The sequence below is a fragment of the Pseudomonas sp. PGPPP1 genome, assembly GCF_002255865.1.
In the GTDB taxonomy this organism is placed as follows: domain Bacteria; phylum Pseudomonadota; class Gammaproteobacteria; order Pseudomonadales; family Pseudomonadaceae; genus Aquipseudomonas; species Aquipseudomonas cremoris.
Window position 1 is genome coordinate 1 of record NZ_NKIG01000070.1, and the last position, 3,436, is coordinate 3,436.

General features: G+C 56.4%; 2 protein-coding genes, 1 tRNA gene and 2 rRNA genes. 4 read left to right on the forward strand and 1 reads right to left on the reverse strand.

From position 1 onward, the window contains the following. Both CFE47_RS31030 and rrf read left to right on the forward strand, forming a co-directional pair. Positions 1–297 (forward strand): 23S ribosomal RNA (locus CFE47_RS31030); the annotation flags it as partial. A 157-nt stretch (positions 298–454) separates the two neighbouring features. Further along, positions 455–570 (forward strand): 5S ribosomal RNA (gene rrf / locus CFE47_RS31035). 534 nt (positions 571–1,104) lie between these two features. On the opposite strand, the gene CFE47_RS31040 is transcribed toward rrf, so the two are convergent. Further along, positions 1,105–1,189: transfer RNA gene (locus CFE47_RS31040), tRNA-Leu, on the reverse strand. A 108-nt stretch (positions 1,190–1,297) separates the two neighbouring features. Here CFE47_RS31040 and queA point away from each other — a divergent pair. Together queA and tgt are read left to right on the forward strand one after the other, a co-directional pair. Next, entirely contained in the window at positions 1,298–2,347 is a 1,050-nt protein-coding gene (queA, locus tag CFE47_RS31045) for a tRNA preQ1(34) S-adenosylmethionine ribosyltransferase-isomerase QueA (protein WP_185708191.1), read from the forward strand. Positions 2,348–2,352: 5 nt separating this feature from the next. After that, positions 2,353–3,436, forward strand: a 1,084-nt coding sequence (tgt, locus tag CFE47_RS31050) for a tRNA guanosine(34) transglycosylase Tgt (protein WP_286842995.1), incomplete at its 3' end; no start/stop codon positions are given.

Sequence of the window (3,436 nt, forward strand, 5' to 3'; positions counted from 1 at the left end):
GTCCCTATCTGCCGTGGACGTTTGAGATTTGAGAGGGGCTGCTCCTAGTACGAGAGGACCGGAGTGGACGAACCTCTGGTGTTCCGGTTGTCACGCCAGTGGCATTGCCGGGTAGCTATGTTCGGAATAGATAACCGCTGAAAGCATCTAAGCGGGAAACTAGCCTCAAGATGAGATCTCACTGGAACCTTGAGTTCCCTGAAGGGCCGTCGAAGACTACGACGTTGATAGGTTGGGTGTGTAAGCGCTGTGAGGCGTTGAGCTAACCAATACTAATTGCCCGTGAGGCTTGACCATATAACACCCAAGCAATTTGCTGACCTGAAAAGGCACCAGATTGCGGTGTGTGAAGACGAAATGAACCGAAAGTTCGACGTTCACAAAACACCGAAAGCTGTCACATACCCAATTTGCTGAAGCGAGACCAACAGGTCACGACTCAGTACCCGAATTTCTTGACGACCATAGAGCATTGGAACCACCTGATCCCATCCCGAACTCAGCAGTGAAACGATGCATCGCCGATGGTAGTGTGGGGTTTCCCCATGTGAGAGTAGGTCATCGTCAAGATTAAATTCCAGAACCCCTGATTGCTAACGCAATCAGGGGTTTTGTTTTGGGCGATCGAAAAGCAGACCCCGCAACACCGCAGCTCATTTCATGTAGTGAGCGGGCTTGCCCCGCACTGGGTGGCGAAGCCGCCCCAACACCCGACACCGCGGCATACCTAACGCACCGAGTCAGATCGAGCTGAATGGTTTGGCTATTAGGCGCAGAGCAGGAGTCTTGTTGCTCCAGGCCTGCCGACATAGGGTTAGGAGAGCTTTTCTAGCGCAGTGAGCCGCTATCGCTTGGCGTATAAAACATATAGCGCCTCGCAGCCTGCCTTCGCGCCTTTAGTCTCAGGAGCTCTCCAGTGGGTGCTAGAGGCCTGTAAGCATGCGATGAATGGTCGTGCGCACGTTGCGCCAGACGGGCCTATCAGGAGGCCTTCTGAGAGGTCGCTTCCGCCTTGCCGCGGCGCACAAAGCAACGATTTGGCGTGTCGCCCACTTTTCTGCAGGCGAAAAAAAAGACCTTGATATTCAAGGTCTTTCTTTAAGATGGTGCCCCGAGGGAGACTCGAACTCCCACTCCTTTCGAAAACGGATTTTGAATCCGCCGCGTCTACCAATTCCGCCATCAGGGCTCAATGGCGGCGAAGTATAGAGATGAGATTACCGTTGGTCAATCACCTTTCATGGTCAATTTTCACTATTTCCGCTAGACTTCCCGGCCCTGCTAGACGAACTCCATCATGCGCGTTGCTGACTTTACTTTTGAACTCCCAGATTCGCTGATTGCTCGCCACCCTTTGGCCGAGCGTCGCGCCAGTCGACTGCTCACCCTGGACGGAGTGAGCGGTGCCCTTGCACACCGTCAATTCACTGATTTGCTTGAGCATTTGCGCCCTGGCGACCTGATGGTGTTCAACAATACCCGGGTGATCCCGGCACGGCTGTTTGGCCAGAAGGCTTCCGGCGGCAAGCTGGAAATTCTGGTGGAGCGGGTGCTGGACAGTCATCGCGTACTGGCCCATGTGCGCTCCAGCAAGTCGCCGAAACCAGGATCGAAGATCCTCATCGATGGCGGTGGCGAAGCCGAGATGGTGGCGCGTCATGACGCGCTGTTCGAGCTCAAGTTCGCCGAAGAGGTGTTGCCCCTGTTGGAGCGCGTCGGCCACATGCCGTTGCCTCCTTATATCGATCGTCCCGACGAAGACTCGGACCGCGAGCGCTATCAAACGGTTTACTCCCAGCGCCTGGGTGCTGTAGCAGCACCGACTGCAGGCCTGCACTTTGATCAGCCGCTGCTCGATGCGATTGCCGCCAAGGGCGTTGAGACCGCCTATGTGACCCTGCACGTGGGGGCCGGCACGTTTCAGCCGGTACGTGTGGATAACATTGAAGACCACCATATGCACAGCGAATGGTTGGAAGTCACCCAAGAAGTCGTTGACGCTGTAGCGGCGTGCAAGGCGCGTGGCGGGCGCGTAGTGGCTGTGGGAACCACCAGCGTGCGCTCGCTGGAGAGTGCGGCGCGTGATGGCGTACTCAAGCCCTTCAGCGGCGACACCGATATCTTCATCTTCCCAGGCCGACCATTCCACGTGGTCGATTGCCTGGTGACCAATTTCCATTTGCCTGAATCCACGCTGTTGATGCTGGTCTCGGCATTTGCCGGCTACCCGGAAACCATGGCCGCTTATCAAGCCGCCATCGATAACGAGTACCGTTTTTTCAGCTACGGTGATGCGATGTTTATCACCCGTAACCCGGCGCCGCGCGGCCCTGAGGAACAACTATGAGTCGTATGTCGTTTGAATTGTTGGCCACGGATGGCAAGGCTCGTCGTGGTCGCCTTACCTTCCCGCGCGGCACCGTTGAAACCCCGGCGTTCATGCCCGTGGGTACCTACGGTACCGTTAAAGGCATGCTGCCGCGTGACATCGTCGCCACCGGTGCAGAGATTATTCTCGGCAACACCTTCCATCTGTGGTTGCGCCCTGGCACGGAAGTGATCAAGAAGCACGGCGATCTGCATGACTTCATGAAGTGGCAAGGTCCGATCCTCACCGACTCCGGCGGATTCCAGGTGTTCAGCCTGGGCGCCATGCGCAAGATCAAGGAAGAGGGCGTGACGTTCGCCTCGCCGGTAGACGGCTCCAAGGTGTTCATGGGCCCCGAAGAGTCGATGCAGGTCCAGCGCGACCTGGGCTCTGACATCGTGATGATTTTCGACGAGTGCACACCGTACCCGGCCGATGAGGACGTTGCCCGAATTTCCATGGAGCTGTCGTTGCGTTGGGCCCAGCGCTCGAAGAATGCGCATGGCGAGAATACCGCAGCGCTGTTCGGTATCGTCCAGGGCGGTATGCATGAAAGCCTGCGCAAACGCTCGCTTGAGGGCCTCGATAAAATCGGCTTTGATGGTTTGGCAATCGGCGGTTTGTCGGTAGGCGAGCCCAAGCACGAGATGATCAAAGTGCTGGATTACCTGCCAGGCCTGATGCCGGCTGAAAAACCTCGTTACCTTATGGGCGTTGGCAAACCGGAAGATCTCGTAGAGGGTGTGCGCCGCGGTGTGGACATGTTCGATTGCGTGATGCCAACCCGTAATGCCCGCAACGGGCATCTGTTCATTGATACAGGCGTGCTGAAGATCCGTAACGCGTTCCATCGCCATGATGATTCGCCACTGGATCCCACCTGTGATTGCTACACCTGCCAGAACTTCTCCCGTGCTTATCTGCACCATCTGGACAAGTGTGGGGAAATGCTGGGTAGCATGTTGAATACCATCCACAATTTGCGTCACTACCAAGTCCTGATGGCTGGTTTGCGCGAGGCTATTCAACAGGGTACATTGGCCGCCTTCGTCGATGCCTTCTATGCCA

Bases quoted from the DNA above. Each gene is read 5' to 3' on its own strand.
- queA (WP_185708191.1), top strand. From the start codon at position 1,298: ATGCGCGTTGCTGACTTTACTTTTGAACTCCCAGATTCGCTGATTGCT.